Source organism: Polynucleobacter sp. 71A-WALBACH, assembly GCF_018882365.1.
Classification (GTDB): Bacteria; Pseudomonadota; Gammaproteobacteria; order Burkholderiales; family Burkholderiaceae; genus Polynucleobacter.
Genome location: NZ_JACVOP010000004.1, coordinates 1 through 15,440, shown reverse-complemented (window position 1 = coordinate 15,440; position 15,440 = coordinate 1). Strand labels below are relative to the sequence as shown.

Genomic DNA, 15,440 nt, shown 5'->3' with positions numbered 1-15,440 from the left:
TTACCTATTTCGGAGAATGAGTAATGACATTTGTAAGCAAACTGATCGCAATAGCCTGCGGCTCTTTCATTAGTTTTGGTGCAATCGCCCAAACCTATCCCACTAAGCCAATTAGGATCATCGTTCCATTTGCTCCTGGTGGGAGTACCGACATCATTGCGCGCAGCATGGCTGATCCCCTGGGCAAGCAATTAGGTCAACCTGTCATTGTTGAAAATAAAGCCGGTGGAGGTGGATCAGTGGGTGCACTGGAAGTAATGCGTGCGCCCAAGGATGGTTACACCCTAGGCATTGCGACAGTCTCGACTACTGCATCCAATCCTGCAATTAATGCCAAGATTGGTTACGACCCGATAAAAGACTTCACAGCAATTACCAATATTGCTGCGACACCCAATGTGATTGTGGTGAACCCATCATTCCCTGCCCGTGACTTCAAAACCTTCATGGAGGTTATTAAGAAGAATCCCGGTAAATATTCTTATGCAAGCTCTGGAACTGGCGGGATTGGTCATATGCAAACAGAGCTCTTCAAGAGTTTGTCTGGAACTTTTATCGTACACATCCCCTACCGCGGTGCGGGGCCTGGTTTAGTAGACGTGGTGGCAGGACAAGTGCCCATCATGTTTGATAACTTACCCTCCGCCCTCCCCTTTATTAAAGATGGTCGACTCATTCCAATTGTGATTGCGGCCCCTAAGAGACTGGCCCAATTGCCAAATGTTCCAACATTTGCAGAGGTAGGTTTAGCTCCAGCCAACAGAATGGCTTACTACGGTCTACTAGGTCCAGCAGGCCTTCCTAAAGAGGTGGTGGATAAGATTTATGCGGCAGCTCAAAAAGCAGTTTTAGATCCTGCCGTGAGAAAGCGTATTGAAGATACTGGCTCGATCATTAACGTCAATGGTCCCGAAGCGTTCTCCAAGGAGATCGCTGCAGAGTATGCAACTTATAAAGGCGTTGTTGCCAAGCAGAAATTAGAATTAGAGTAATTTTTCAATAACACTTTTTTTGATACCCATTGCTACAAAAGGTCACCCCTTGAATCTGCCAAACCATCAGCTCACCATGACCATCTTGATGACGCCTGATAAAACGAATTTCTTTGGCAATGTCCATGGGGGTGACGTTCTAAAATTATTAGACCAAGTTGCCTATGCCTGCGCCAGTCGCTATGCCGGTCGGCACGTAGTCACTCTCAGCGTAGATCAGGTGACCTTTCGTCAGCCTATTCATGTGGGTGAGTTACTGACTTTTCTTGCCTCAGTCAACTTCACAGGCAACACATCAATCGAAGTGGGTATCAAGGTCATTGCAGAAGATATCCTCACTCAGGAAACAAGGCACGTTAATAGTTGCTTTTTAACGATGGTTGCGATGGATGAGAATCGTAAGCCAGTTCATGTGCCCGCGTTTCACCCATCAAATCCAGATGAGGTTCGGCGCCAAAAGGCCGCAGAACTCAGGAGAGAAATGCGTCGTCAATTTGAAGAAAAATTTACTCAAATCCGAAAAAGCGAAGCAGTCTCCAATTAAGTCAGCAGGATATCGCCCTCTTCCATTCTTTCCCACCAAATAAACGGCAATAGGTAAAGAGGTTCCCCACTAGACTGCAAAATTTCTAATGCGCCATCGTTGGTTTTATTTGCAGAATATTTTCCCGGCGTCAAAGAGCTACAACCTTTATCAGTGCCATCATCGCAACGCTTTCTGGCGATGATTTTTCTAGTGACGAATATTTGCATACCTTCTCCTATCTTCACAAAGATGATTGAATAACATTACGTACTACAGGATAAATCTGGGTATCCCAACGTTTGCCGTTGAACACGCCATAATGGCCAACACCAGCCTGTAAATGATGAGATTTCATGTACCCAGGTAAGCCGCTACAAAGATCTTGGGCTGCTAACGTTTGTCCTATGCCACAAATATCATCACGCTCGCCTTCTACTGTCAGCAGAAAGGTTTTTTTAATCGCTTTCGGGTTCACTAAGCGACCTTGATAAATCAATCTGCCATTCGGTAAATCGCAATCCTGGAATACCTTGCGAATCGTCTCTAGATAGAATGGCCCCGATAAATCCATGATGGCAAAGTACTCTTCATAAAAATCATGAATCACATCAGCTTTTTCGTTATCGCCGTTGACGCGATACTCGTAAAGTTTTTTAAATGAATCGGCATGGCGCTCGGGATTCATGCTCATAAATGCCATCAACTGTAGAAATCCAGGATATACCCGACGCCCCACTCCACCAAATTGATCGGGAATAATGCCAATCAATTTTTCCTCAAACCATGACATAGGCTTACTGGTAGCTAACTCATTCACTTTTGTGGGGCTCTGATTTACATCGATCGGACCAGCCATCAGAATGAGGCTGGCGGGGATGCAGGGATTAGCATCCTCCGACATGATGGCAGTTGCCGCCAAGCAGGCTACCGTTGGCTGGCAAACGGCCATCAGATGGGTACCAGGGCCAATATATTGCAAGAATTGAATGATGTGCTCGATATAGGAGTCAAAATCAAATTCACCACAACTCAATGGAATATCCCGAATATTCAACCAATCGGTGACATAAACTTCGTGGTCCTTGAGCAGCGTTTTAATTGTGCCCGCAAGTAAAGTCGCAAAGTGCCCTGACATCGGAGCTACCAATAGAATCTTCGGCTGACCCTCTATCCCATCCTTTTTGAAACGTATCAAGTTGCAAAAATGGGTTGAATGCAAAATCTCCTCAGAAACTACCTTACTCTCGCCCAAGGAATCTACCACCTCTTTAATCTTAAAGTCCGGCCGAGTATGCGTAAATCCTAATAATGAAATTTGCTCATAGTGTGCAGCTAATCTCTGCATAGGGTTGAGAGTGAAATTTCCAAACCAATTGTTTGACACGCGCTCAGAAGCACTCGCAAATAAGCGAATTGGATTATGCAGATTTGCAAACGTTTGATAGGCGCGATACATCATTAACTAGACCTACTTTCTATATGGCGAAATGCACGCTCGTAATCCTTTAGTGAAGGATCAAAAACACGACTAAGAGAAACATCGTTGGCGATAATGGCTGCTGTCTGTGCTGAACGCGCAGCGACGATGGAAAGGTGCACGAACCCTGCAACATGGAATTCTTTTAGAAGATCAGGTGGATTACCCTCCTCAACTCCAATTTCCCCAGACTCAATCCTTTGATAGAGTTCGCGATAATGCTCACGCATACCATCAAGCTCCTGAGCGAGACTCATGATTCTCTGAAACAGAACCGCAAAATCTGAAGCTAGTGGATTAATCGTTTTTACTACTTCCATGTCGTTACTCCGGGCACTTCCGCCGGACCAATGGCCACTGGCACAGAACCAAAATCTGCAGGCCCAACAATCTCCATGTACTCCATATCTGGAGAGTAGTCATAAAGGTAGTGAACAATCCCGGGCATTTGATGCACCACATCTCCCGCCTCTACTAAGGTTGGTTTGTCCTCATACATAAAGCGCGCCCAACCCTTGGTCATCACCACAATCTGAAACTCGGCAACGTGATAGTGCCAGCCAGTGCCATTAACGGGCGGCTTATTAGCCTTGACTAAATGCGCAATCACTTTGCCATTAGTGGCCTTAGCCACGCCAAGATCACGATAAAGAAAAAAATCTCTTAAGCCTCCTGGAAGAAACTGGGTATCGCCAGGCTTTACATGGGAAAACTGGGTGTTACTTTTAAATTCAGCAGGTGTTTTCATGATTAAAACTCCACTTCAAGTTCTTCAATGTCATCGGGTTCTTCAAGGGCGTCCATCACCCACTCCTTCATCTCCGGTAAAGCCATGATGTGCTTGCAATAGCTTTCGCAAGCCTTATCTAACTCAACGTTGTATGTCAGGAATCTCGTCACTACTGGTGCAAACATGGCATCAGCTAGCGTAGGCTCTTTTCCGAAAAGAAAAGGTCCGCCATAAGTAGAGAGGCAATCTTGCCAAATCACTAAAATACGATTGATATCAATCTGTGCTTTAGACCACACCTTGAATGAATCAAATTTCGCCTTAATATTCATGGGTAAGGAAGCTCTGAGCGCGGAAAATCCTGAGTGCATTTCTCCACAGATCGAGCGACAGTACGCTCTAGCGACCGGATCTGTTGGAAGGAGATGGGCCTTTGGCTTTAACTCGTTGAGATACTCGCCAATTGCGAGGGTGTCCCAGACCTTGCAACCATCATGATCCAATCGAGGCACCAAAATAGAAGGTGATAGCAAAAGTAATTCGGCGCGGTTATCAACATCATCTGGCGCAACCTGAACCTCTTGAAACGCAAGGCCAGACAGTTTCAGCATGAGCCAACCGCGTAAGGACCAGGATGAATAATTTTTGCTACTAATCGTCAGAGTGGTTTGCTTGGGCATATCAACTTTCGGTAAGGGTGCAACTACAACTTATTCCCCTCAGATATCAGTCAAACTAAAAAATGCTCTTTTTTTGACCTCTTTTACCCAATGTTGGGCGTAAGCTGATTTTTGGCACTAATTATGTGCACTGCAATAATTCTGCATATTGGTGCACACATAGACTTTCAACATGTCTATCCATGCCGCCCTCCATCACGTCACCGAATATCAATATGACCGTCCAGTCAAACTGGGTCCTCAGGTCGTTCGCCTGAGACCGGCCCCTCACTGCCGCAGCCATATTCTTTCTTACTCTCTCAAAGTGGAGCCTGAAGGGCACTTTGTTAATTGGCAACAGGATCCATTCTCGAACTACCAAGCCAGATTGGTTTTTCCAGAGGCGACAACGCGCTTTAAGGTCACCGTAGATCTGGTGACTGAAATGGCGGTGTATAACCCATTTGATTTCTTTCTCGAGCCAGATGCTGAAAATTTTCCATTTACCTACAGCTCGGATCTTAAAAAAGAATTGCGCCCCTATCTCGGAAGAATGCGCAATGCAACACTAAATAAATATTTCAAGACAATTGATCGTAGCGAAATGCGTACGATTGATTTTTTAGTCAAGATTAATCAAAAAGTACAAAGCGACATTGGCTATCTCATTCGTATGGAGCCTGGAGTACAGACTCCTGATGAAACGCTTGATTTACGAAGTGGCTCCTGTCGTGACTCCGCGTGGCTGATGGTCAACTTACTGCGTCTCTGCGGTCTGGCGGCACGCTTTGTATCTGGCTACCTCATTCAATTAAAGCCTGACGTTAAATCTTTAGATGGGCCCAGCGGCACCGAAGTCGACTTCACTGATCTTCATGCTTGGTGTGAAGTGTATTTACCAGGGGCCGGTTGGATTGGTATTGATCCAACCTCAGGACTAATGGCTGGCGAAGGTCATATTCCAGTTGCATGTACCCCAGAACCATCTGGAGCGGCACCCATCGAAGGTGGTGTTGATCAGTGTGAGGTTGAGTTCGAGCACACCATGGAAGTGACCCGAATTTATGAATCTCCCCGTGTCACCAAGCCGTATACAGAAGAACAGTGGGGCGAGATTCTGAAGCTTGGGGAGCAGGTGGATGAAGAGCTCGTGGCTGGTGATGTGCGCCTCACAATGGGCGGTGAACCAACCTTTGTATCCGTCAACGGACGTGATGAGCGCGAGTGGAATATCGATGCCCTGGGTCCAACAAAACGAGCTTATGCAACAGATTTAGTTGGAAAGTTACGGGCCGAATATGGTGATGGCGGCTTCTTGCATTTTGGTCAGGGTAAATGGTACCCGGGAGAACAATTGCCACGTTGGGCTCTCTCGATTTACTGGAGGGCCGATGGCACGCCAATCTGGAAAAACCCCAAACTCTTCGCTGATGAGTCCCATCCCATTACTTACACCAGCAAAGATGCCGATCGCTTTATTCATACGCTTACGAAAAATTTGGGGTTACCAGATCGCTTTATCGAACCCGCCTATGAGGATACCTTCTACTACCTCTGGCGAGAATCCAAGCTTCCGGTAAATGTTGATCCATTCAAATCTAATCTCGATGATGAAATGGAGCGCACCCGCTTAAAGCGAGTCTTCACTCAAAAACTGGATTCAGTTATCGGCTATGTATTACCAATTGAAGCGGGTAAGGGTCACGGCTATCTTGATACTCAATGGAAGACTGGCGCCTGGATCTATCGTGATGATCGACTATTACTGCTTCCCGGCGATTCACCAATGGGTTATCGACTCCCATTAGATTCACTGCCCTGGACAAGCAAGGCTGACTATCCCTACCTTATAGAGGAAGACCCCTTTGCGCCAAAACCACCGCTAGCTTCATTTACACCCATTCAGCAACAATTCCGTATTTTAGGTAAAGATAACTCCGCCACTCGCTCTAGCGTGTGGAGCCAGTCTGAAGAAGTTCGCACACCTGTACGTCAAGAATCGGCGGCGTGGATAACCAGAACAGCTCTATGTGTAGAAACACGTGATCCGATGCGATCGAATGGGCCTGCGGCAGAAAACGCCCATGGCGGCAAGAATGGTGCGCTCTATATATTTATGCCACCCTTAGCGCGCTTAGAGGATTACCTCAACCTGGTACAAGCAGTGGAAGCAACGGCCGAAGAGTTGCAATTTCAAATTGTGATGGAGGGCTACCCTCCTCCACGCGATCCTCGTTTGAAACTTTTACAGGTAACACCAGATCCCGGCGTGATCGAAGTCAATATTCATCCCGCACACAACTGGAAAGAATTAGTAGCGCATACCGAGTTTCTTTACAACGCCGCTTTTGAATCTCGACTCTCCGCTGAGAAATTCATGACCGACGGTCGACACACTGGCACTGGTGGTGGAAATCACTTTGTGATGGGTGGCGCCACTCCGATCGATAGCCCCTTCTTAAGACGCCCAGAATTACTGGCTAGCTTAATTTTGTATTGGCACAATCATCCTAGCTTGAGCTACCTGTTTAGCGGCATGTTTATTGGCCCTACAAGCCAAGCACCTCGTGTCGACGAGGCGCGGAACGACCAACTCTACGAATTAGAAATAGCGCTTGAACAGATTCATAAGAACCGTGAAAAGTTTGGGACAAGTATGCCGCCATGGATTGTGGATCGAACCCTCAGAAATATCTTGATCGATGTCACTGGAAATACCCATCGGAGTGAGTTCTGCATCGATAAGATGTATTCACCTGATAGTCAAACCGGACGATTAGGCTTGCTTGAGTTACGCGCCTTTGAGATGCCACCACACGCCCAAATGAGTATTGTTCAGCAACTCCTCATTCGAGCGCTGATTGCTCGCTTTTGGGACCAGCCTTACTTAGCGCCAGCAACACGCTGGGGCACAGAACTTCATGATCGATGCCTACTGCCCACCTTCATTAAGATGGATTTTGCGGACATTATTGAAGAGATGCAGAGTTTAGGTTATGACTTTAAAGCCGAATGGTTTGCGCCGCACCTAGAGTTCCGCTTCCCACTAATTGGCCAAGTACAAACAATGGGTGCAGAAATTACGTTACGTAATGCACTCGAGCCTTGGCACGTCATGGGTGAGGAGAATGCATCCGGTGCCACAGCTCGTTATGTAGACTCCTCAATCGAGCGCCTAGAAGTTCGCATTACAGGTTTAAACCAGAGTCGCTATGCCATCACCTGCAATGGTGAGCCATTGCCATTGCAACCCACCGGCATTGCTGGAGAATATATCGCGGGCGTCCGTTATAAAGCCTGGAATCCGCCATCGAGCCTTCATCCCAGTATTGGCGTTCATGCCCCCCTCACATTTGATGTAATTGATACCTGGATGAAACGTTCTGTTGGAGGCTGTCAATACCATGTTGCCCACCCAGGCGGCCTCAATTACGACACCTTTCCAATTAATGCTTATGAAGCCGAGAGCCGCAGACTGTCACGCTTTTTCCGGATGGGCCACACCCCGGGGAAAGTCGAAGGAATTCAGGCCAACATTAATCTAGCGGTTAGCCAGGAATTTCCGTTCACACTGGATATGCGCCGGTGAGACAATAAACCGTGGATTCTCATCAAGCCAACCCTTCCAACAACGAATACTCCTCCCTTACCGAAGAAGTCAGTCAACTCGCGCCTTTAGCAAAGAGCGGGCATTTTGATGAGCTACATCAAAATGACTCTCAGCTAGCTGGGCATTGGAAAACATTCTTTGATCAACTAGAGCCAACAGGGTTAGCGGACTTAGATCAGAAAACTCAGGAACTCAATCGACAGATTCGAGAAAATGGCATTACTTATAACGTCTACGCAGATGAGTATGGTCCTCAACGTCCTTGGTCCGTAGATTTGTTTCCATTGATTATTGATGCGCCTGCTTGGCAGGAAATTGAATGTGGCGTTCTGCAAAGAGCGCGCCTGCTTGAAGCAATGATGTCGGACATTTACGGTGAGCAAAATTTACTCAAGGAGGGACTAATTCCGCCCGCCCTGGTTCACGGTCACCCAGGATATCTTAGGTCGATGCATGGCGTTCAACCCCGCGGTAATAAGCATCTTCACATCATTGCATTTGATTTAGCACGCGCACCCGATGGTAACTGGTCTGTACTTTCTCAAAGAACCCAGGCTGCATCCGGACTGGGTTATTTATTAGAAAATCGTAATTTAATCGCTAGGCAGTTTTCCAAAGCCTATGAATCAATGCAGATTGCGCCTTTGGCCAACGCTTATCGAGACTTGATTGATTCTCTCAAATCCCAAAGCCCCGCCGGATCAACTGCCCATATCGCCCTTCTGACTCCTGGCCCTTATAACGAAACCTACTTTGAACACGCTTATCTCGCACGCTATTTGGGCCTGACCTTAGTCGAAGGTAGTGACCTTACTGTGAGAGATCAGCACTTATTTCTAAAAACAGTGAGAGGGCTTGAGCCAGTTCACGTTTTACTCAAACGATTAGATGATGAGTTTTTAGATCCTCTTGAACTTCGCTCTGATTCCACGCTCGGTGTTCCAGGACTGCTACAAGCAATTCGGGCTGGCAATGTGATTCTGGCAAATGCACCTGGCTCAGCATTTCTAGAGTCCCCAGCATTACTTGGATTTCTTCCTGGAATCAGTGAACGACTCTTAAATGAAAAAATTCAGTTGCCCGCTATGGATACTTGGTGGTGTGGAGAAAGGGCAGCTCTAGAGGCGGCGATCCCACACTTAGAAACAAGTGCTATTAAACCAACCTATCCGCATGCACCCGGTCATACAAGCTATGACTCCTGCCTTGGTGGAGGTCTTAGCAAGTCTCAACTCGATGAGTGGATTGGCAGAATTACGCGTCAGCCTGAAGATTACACAGTCCAGACTTATATTCCCCTAGCTCAAATGCCCGTTTGGCTAAATGCCTTTAATCTCAATGATGCCTCGTTAATCGCTCCCCATTCTTATATGTTGAGGGTATTCGCACTTAGCCATGGCGGCCAAGGTTGGCAAGTTTTACCAGGTGGCTTAGCACGAATCGCTGCCTCAGACTCTGGGATTGCCTCGATGCAACGCGGTGGAAGCAGCGCAGATGTCTGGGTGCAAGCCACCAAGCAAAGCCTTACAGAGACTTTACCTCCCCAGCAACTAGCTAAGACTTCAGTACAAAAAAAACGTCTAGTGACGAGTCGAGCCGCTGAAAACCTATATTGGTTTGGAAGATACACTGAGCGCAGTGAAAATAGCTTGCGATTAGCCAAGCTTTATTTAGAAAGCATCAACAGCGAATATGTCCCCTCCAAACAATTATGGCATTGGCTAGAGACGCTCTGCTCTCAGTACGGCTTAGTACCAGAAGGAGTTCCGAGTAATGTGGATCACAGCGAAAATCGCCATCGTATCTTTGAAAGAACATTGATAGATTGTCTAGATAAAAATGATCACGTAACTAGCGTTGGGTATAACCTCCGCGCTATGAAACGCACTGCTTCCAATATACGAGAGCGCTTATCAACAGAGCAATGGAGCACCATTAATTACTGTATTGAAAACTTTCAATCAGCCTGTCATAAGGCAACGGCATATCAAGACTTCTCACCCTCCCTTGCAATTGAGGGATTAAATCGCGCCAATAGCGCGCTAGCCGCGATTACTGGCGCACAAACCGACCGCATGACGCGCGATGATGGCTGGCAGCTCCTGTCCATTGGTCGCCACATCGAACGGCTTGCGTTTCTAACCTCAGTCCTAGACTTAGCAGTGACTTCCGGTTTGCTCAATAACCCTAGCGCAGATAGCTCAGGCTATATGGCACTATTAGCGCTTTTTGATAGCACTATCACCTTCCATGCACAGCACCAACAAAGTCGGGAGCTAGAGCCCCTGATCGAGCTACTAGTGCTAGACGATGAAAATCCCCGCTCTCTGGCCTGGGTGAGCAAAGCCTTAAGAGCTAGACTGTCGAAATTGGCAGGTACGGAACGCAACCAACCAGATGAGCTCACTCGTAGCGTGACCAATCTACAGAATTACTCATTAGAAACTTTGTGCATTCGAGATGGATCTGGAGCACTCATCAATCTCAGAAATTGCTTTAGCAATTGCTCTCATTCCGCTTGGAGTGTTTCCGATGATATTAGCGCCCGTTACTTTAATTTGATACATGAAATTGATTACCGAGTGCAAACTTAAATCCTAGCCATGCGTTTAGAGATCATCCACGACACTACCTACCAATACGATCCGAACGTAGAGATTGCCCAACATTTAACGCATCTAAAGCCTGCTAATACAAGAACTCAGGAGCTTATTCAAGCGGAGCTTTGCATTGATCCAAGGCCTGCTTGGCAAGAGGAGCATAGCGATATCTACGGCAATACTTGCACTTATTTTTCCCTAGAGACGCGCCATAGATCGCTGGTAATTTCTGCAAAATCTGAAATTCAAACCAGAAAATCATCATTTACTTATTTTGATGCCCACAAGAGTCCTTCATGGGAAACGGTTCGTGAATACTTTCGCTACCACTCTGGCACCCATTGGGATCCAGCCTCAGAGTTTTTATTTGCCTCAGAATATATTATCCCCAGCGCCGAGTTTGCAGAATTTGCGCGCGCCAACTTTACAGCCCATCGCCCTATTCTCGATGCTGCTATTGATTTAATGCGTCGTATCTACAGCGAGTTTCATTACGTCAGTAAAAGTACAGATGTGAATACCCCAGCCATTGAGGCACTCAAAAATCGGGAAGGGGTTTGCCAGGATTTTGCGCACATTCTAATTACGACAATGCGTAGTATTGGACTGCCAGCAAAATACATCAGCGGCTATATCTTGACAAATCCGCCACCTGGGCAGGCCCGCCTTATCGGTGGCGATGCCTCTCATGCCTGGGCGTCTGTTTATATACCCATGATTGATAGCAAGGGTAATTTAGGTCCTGGTGCGTGGTGTGATTTAGACCCTACTAATAATCGCTGGGGCTTTGATTCGCCAGGTGAGGACTATGTCCATCTTGCATATGGACGTGACTACGGGGATGTTTCGCCAATTCGAGGCGTCATTCATGGTGGCGCAGATCATATTTTGGATGTAGCTGTCACAGTAAGGCCTATAGAGCTGTAGCGCCTGACTCACCTGTTCTAACACGAATTACCTCCTGTAGTGGGCTCACAAAAATCTTGCCATCGCCAATTTTTCCAGTAAATGCAGCTCTTGAAATTATCTGAACCGCATCATCCAATTGCTCATCGCTAACAGCAACTTGGATTTTGAGCTTCAAAAGAAAATCAATCACGTATTCAGCACCCCGATAAAGCTCAGTATGGCCATTTTGGCGACCAAATCCTCGAACATCATACGAAGTCATACCATTAATTCCTATATGAGCGAGGCCCTCATGAACTTCATCCAACTTAAAGGGCTTAATAATTGCAGTGATTAGTTTCATAGCCAGCCATCAAAAATGATTACTGCGTTGCACAAAATTACTTATAAATTCATTAGACATTTTTTTAATTACATTCAAAAAAATATTTGCACTAAGACTGTGCATATAGGGTGAAGGATGATCCGCACCCCAATCCTTGTCGATGCAGCATGCAATGCCTCCGGAACCCAAAATGAACCCAAGTTGGTGCAGATAGCCTTATAAAGAGTGCAGTGACTAATTTAGTACTAATTTTTAGTATTTAAGATACTGCATGCGTATTGAAATTACCAAAGGCTTAGTACTTAGCGCCTACACCACAACCAGAAATAATCTCACCGAGATCTTGTTTCCAGCAGGAGAGTATTTAGCAAATCTAACGCCAGAAGGGAAAATTGAAATACTCAATGCAGGCGCAAGTAAGGCTCAATTTTCATTCTCTCAGTTTAGGGAAAAACTGTCTTTAGGTGAGTTTGTCCTGATTGAAGCTTAGCAATAAAAAAACCGCCCGAAGGCGGTTTAGTCTAAAAGCTGATTTAAATTAATGGGTATGGCCTGAATTACCCATTGGCATATTTCCACCAGTCATAGGCATTTGCTTTTGCATTTGCTTCATTTGCTCAGGAGTCATATCACCCATCATCTGCTGGTGCATTTGCATCATCTGCGAGTGCATTGCTGGGTCACATTGCTCATACCCAGCACCACCAGTCATTTGATGGACGTCGGAACCCTTATAGCCAAGCAAGGATGGGTCGAGCATGCCGGTAATCATGGCAATGTGCCCAAACACCAAAAACAATGCGACGCAAATCGCATGTATCTTGAGTTTGCCCATTTGATCCAAGGCTTTGTTTACAAAACCAAACTCTTGAAGGGCAATCCAAATTAAAGGTAAGCCCCCAATCAAATAACTACCTACCGCAATCACATCAATGACTGTGCGCCACTCATGATTCTTGGTGATGGGCACAACAGCCGTAGTCATCAAATATCCAATAACACCAATAAAGTACAAACCTACCGTGGTGCCCGAGAAGCGATTGAGATGATAGACAAAACCATCAAACTTGCGAGTAAATAGAATGTAGAGCTCGGTAATTGCTAGGGTCTCGGCAAGCACTATTGGTATAGCCATAAAGATCAACAGATTCCAAGGCTGGTTGTCAGCCAATAACTGCATATAGTGAGTCATGTTCATTACGATTCTCCAAAACGGAAATTATTCAAAGGCATCAAAATGCCGCAATCAAAAGTAATTACAAATAATTTTTTGGGGGTTTGTAAATCGACTCAGCAATGATTGAGATAGGCTGTTCAGAATCACTCAGCCAGTAATCTTCAAGCTGCTTGGATACAGAGAATGTTGGTGAGCTAATGATGATAGCAATAACAGCACAGCAATAATGAGTAGCGCTAGCCTTAGAATAAGTACTTGAGTTAGCGCCATCATGATGGCTAGCTTGCGTTGCCTCTTGGCAATTGTCATGGCCAGAAGTCACCACTATACTACTCGCCAAATTTAAATCAACAGGCATCATCGCAGCGTTGATTTGGCTGACAAAGAAGCTGAGAAAAAGTAGCGCGATGAATCTCTTCATGCTTTAAGTTTACGCCTTATTGGGGCTGCCGATGCCACAAGCGCTTGCTATGTAGTCGCCAAAATACTGGCTCACTCTGCTTGAGCTCTGATTTAGATAGAAATTCCCAAACCTGCGCACCGGTAGTGGGAGTTTGATAAAACGGAATGCTCATACCTTGGTATCGAGCGGTGACAGTTGGATGGGGATGTCCATAGCGATTGCGATACCCGTTTTGAGCGAATGCCTCATCCGGTCTTAATGCACTTAAGAGCTCTTGGGATGAAGACGTCTTGCTACCGTGATGCGGCGCCATGAAGATCAAATTCTTATCCATGAGATTCTTGAGGGATGCTTGGGTTAATCGTTCGGTGATATCGGCCTCACCCTGCTTTTCCACATCACCCGTTAGCCAAAATGACGTAGTTTGGTTACGAACTTCCAGTACACAACTAACCTCATTAGGCTTTCTGGGATGTTGATCCTCAAAAATCGTCTGCTCATGCGGATGCCATATATGAAAACTCACCCCATCCCATAGCCATTGTTGCCCAAATCGACAAGGAATGCTGGGCACCTTTCTTTCTTCTAAATTCGCGAGCAATGGATTAGTGCTTGGCAAGGACCCCATCATAGAATCAAATGTGATTTCTTTAAGCAACGTGGCAGCACCTCCAATATGGTCGCTGTCACTGTGACTGATTACCATGCGATCCATGTGGTTAATTCCTCTGCCCCTCAAGTACGGCAAGATAATTCTTTGGCCAGCATTGTCTTTTCCCTGAATAGGTCCAGTGTCGTATAGCAATCTTTTTGTTTTGGTTTCAATCAGGACGGCTGTACCCTGACCAATATCCAGCACCGTCGCTCTAAATTCTCCATTGCTTAAATTAATATTGCTCAGTGGCTGAACAAATAAAGTTGCACACAATGCGAGGCCGGCCACTCTTGGCATCCAACTCTCTTGAATGGCTCCAGGACGAATAGCTATGACAATGCCGATCGTTGACAGGACTAGCGCCCACCATGCAGGCTGACTAGACCAAGCGATCGCCCATCTCCAGCTAGCCATCCAAGTAAGCATGATGGCCAAGTAATCCATCGTGGCATGGGCTGGTATCAACAACCATTTACCAATGAAGTCGGGCAGCAAAGCGCCGGCAATAGCCAGAGGCGTCACGATGTAACTCACCACAGGAATGGCAACAGCATTTGCCAATGGTGAAACTATCGAGACTTGGTAGAACCAATACAAGGTTAATGGCAGAAGTGCGATAGTCACGACTGCCTGAACCCGACAAGCTTCACGCAGTGCTTGAATCACTCTATAGCGCCAATGAAGCTCTAGCTCCCTACCAGTAGGAAGGCCCAGCAAACCATCCGAATCCTGCATCGCATACAAAATTGCTGCAACCGCCCCAAATGAGAGCCAGAACCCTGGCGTGTAAGGCGCCATCGGATCTATTAGTAGTACAAAAAATAGTGCCCACCACCAGATATCAAATGAACGCGGACTTCTACCAGACCATAGTGCAAAAGCAACCACTCCCACCATATACATCGTTCTTTGCGCTGGAATCTGAAATCCTGCCAACCAGGCATAAACAAAAGCCGTCAGAAACCCTGCTGCCGCAGCAAGCTTACCAACTGGAATGAAGAGCGGCAGAGTCTGGCGGCGCCACACAAGGGCGGCAATCATGGCGCCAAATCCAGCAAGCATCGTTACATGTAGCCCAGAAATAGAGATTAAGTGCAACTACTACCTATCATATTGGGTATATTTTTAGCTCAATAGGTACCCGGGGGCTTCTTTTAAAACCAATCCCGACTTTTCAGGTACCACACCCCATCGATCCAGAGGCTCCAACAGGAAGCAAGCTCGGATAATTTTTTTACAAATGTCTGCTTACGACCTTGATTTCAACCCGTCGATGCAACAGATTGGGCAAAACGTTCTGCCGGTGTTTGATAGTTTAGTGTTTTTCTAGGTCGTTCATTGAGTTGTCTTGCCACTGCATTGAGCTTGGCTTGAGAG

Annotated in this window: 15 protein-coding genes and 1 pseudogene; 6 read left to right on the top strand and 10 right to left on the bottom strand. The window is 46.3% G+C overall.

Features of this window, described 5'->3' with window-relative positions:
- Positions 1–23 precede the first annotated feature (23 nt).
- Both ICN42_RS10785 and ICN42_RS10780 read left to right on the top strand, forming a co-directional pair.
- On the top strand, positions 24–992 hold the full coding sequence (locus ICN42_RS10785; RefSeq protein ID WP_216254611.1) for a tripartite tricarboxylate transporter substrate binding protein BugE: 969 nt from the start codon (positions 24–26) through the stop codon (positions 990–992).
- 49 nt (positions 993–1,041) lie between these two features.
- Complete coding sequence (locus ICN42_RS10780) at positions 1,042–1,536, top strand: acyl-CoA thioesterase (RefSeq protein WP_216254608.1); 495 nt, start codon at positions 1,042–1,044, stop codon at positions 1,534–1,536.
- On the opposite strand, the gene ICN42_RS10775 is transcribed toward ICN42_RS10780, so the two are convergent.
- From ICN42_RS10775 to ICN42_RS10755, 5 genes are read right to left on the bottom strand one after another with little or no spacing between them, the layout of a single operon-like run.
- Positions 1,533–1,745, bottom strand: coding sequence for a hypothetical protein (locus ICN42_RS10775; RefSeq protein ID WP_216254605.1), 213 nt, complete (start codon positions 1,743–1,745; stop codon positions 1,533–1,535). The genes ICN42_RS10780 and ICN42_RS10775 overlap by 4 nt on opposite strands.
- A 14-nt stretch (positions 1,746–1,759) precedes the next feature.
- A complete protein-coding gene (locus ICN42_RS10770) occupies positions 1,760–2,977 on the bottom strand; it encodes a polyhydroxyalkanoate depolymerase (protein ID WP_216254602.1) in 1,218 nt (405 codons plus the stop codon).
- Positions 2,977–3,315, bottom strand: coding sequence for a hypothetical protein (locus ICN42_RS10765; protein WP_216254599.1), 339 nt, complete (start codon positions 3,313–3,315; stop codon positions 2,977–2,979). The genes ICN42_RS10770 and ICN42_RS10765 overlap by 1 nt, the downstream gene beginning before the upstream one ends.
- Positions 3,306–3,743, bottom strand: coding sequence for a cupin domain-containing protein (locus ICN42_RS10760; protein WP_216254596.1), 438 nt, complete (start codon positions 3,741–3,743; stop codon positions 3,306–3,308). Before ICN42_RS10760 ends, ICN42_RS10765 begins: the two co-directional genes overlap by 10 nt.
- A gap of 2 nt (positions 3,744–3,745) precedes the next feature.
- On the bottom strand, positions 3,746–4,405 hold the full coding sequence (locus tag ICN42_RS10755; RefSeq protein WP_216254595.1) for a glutathione S-transferase family protein: 660 nt from the start codon (positions 4,403–4,405) through the stop codon (positions 3,746–3,748).
- A 172-nt stretch (positions 4,406–4,577) separates the two neighbouring features.
- Between ICN42_RS10755 and ICN42_RS10750 the strand changes: the two genes are divergently transcribed.
- From ICN42_RS10750 to ICN42_RS10740, 3 genes are read left to right on the top strand one after another with little or no spacing between them, the layout of a single operon-like run.
- The gene (locus tag ICN42_RS10750) at positions 4,578–7,973 is read left to right on the top strand and encodes a DUF2126 domain-containing protein (protein WP_216254593.1); all 3,396 of its coding nucleotides are present in this window, start codon (positions 4,578–4,580) and stop codon (positions 7,971–7,973) included.
- 11 nt (positions 7,974–7,984) lie between these two features.
- A complete protein-coding gene (locus ICN42_RS10745) occupies positions 7,985–10,588 on the top strand; it encodes a circularly permuted type 2 ATP-grasp protein (RefSeq protein ID WP_216254592.1) in 2,604 nt (867 codons plus the stop codon).
- Between the two features lie 9 nt (positions 10,589–10,597).
- Positions 10,598–11,521, top strand: coding sequence for a transglutaminase family protein (locus tag ICN42_RS10740; protein WP_216254590.1), 924 nt, complete (start codon positions 10,598–10,600; stop codon positions 11,519–11,521).
- Here ICN42_RS10740 and ICN42_RS10735 read toward each other — a convergent pair.
- Positions 11,508–11,846 carry a P-II family nitrogen regulator gene (locus tag ICN42_RS10735; protein ID WP_216254588.1) on the bottom strand — a complete coding sequence of 113 codons (339 nt, stop codon included), beginning with the start codon at positions 11,844–11,846 and terminating at the stop codon, positions 11,508–11,510. The two genes, ICN42_RS10740 and ICN42_RS10735, sit on opposite strands and share 14 nt — an antisense overlap.
- A 253-nt stretch (positions 11,847–12,099) precedes the next feature.
- Here ICN42_RS10735 and ICN42_RS10730 point away from each other — a divergent pair, with 253 nt between their 5' ends.
- Entirely contained in the window at positions 12,100–12,318 is a 219-nt protein-coding gene (locus ICN42_RS10730; protein WP_216254586.1) for a hypothetical protein, read from the top strand.
- 48 nt (positions 12,319–12,366) lie between these two features.
- Here ICN42_RS10730 and ICN42_RS10725 read toward each other — a convergent pair whose 3' ends face one another.
- The 4 genes and pseudogenes from ICN42_RS10725 to ICN42_RS10710 all read right to left on the bottom strand — a co-directional run.
- Positions 12,367–13,026, bottom strand: coding sequence for a DUF6803 family protein (locus ICN42_RS10725; protein WP_216254585.1), 660 nt, complete (start codon positions 13,024–13,026; stop codon positions 12,367–12,369).
- Between the two features lie 58 nt (positions 13,027–13,084).
- Positions 13,085–13,426 (bottom strand): hypothetical protein, encoded by a 342-nt coding sequence (locus ICN42_RS10720; protein ID WP_216254581.1) that lies wholly within the window; start codon positions 13,424–13,426, stop codon positions 13,085–13,087.
- Positions 13,427–13,442: 16 nt separating this feature from the next.
- Positions 13,443–15,161 carry a DNA internalization-related competence protein ComEC/Rec2 gene (locus tag ICN42_RS10715; protein WP_255539363.1) on the bottom strand — a complete coding sequence of 573 codons (1,719 nt, stop codon included), beginning with the start codon at positions 15,159–15,161 and terminating at the stop codon, positions 13,443–13,445.
- A 164-nt stretch (positions 15,162–15,325) separates the two neighbouring features.
- Positions 15,326–15,440, bottom strand: a pseudogene (locus ICN42_RS10710) (IS30 family transposase); the annotation flags it as partial.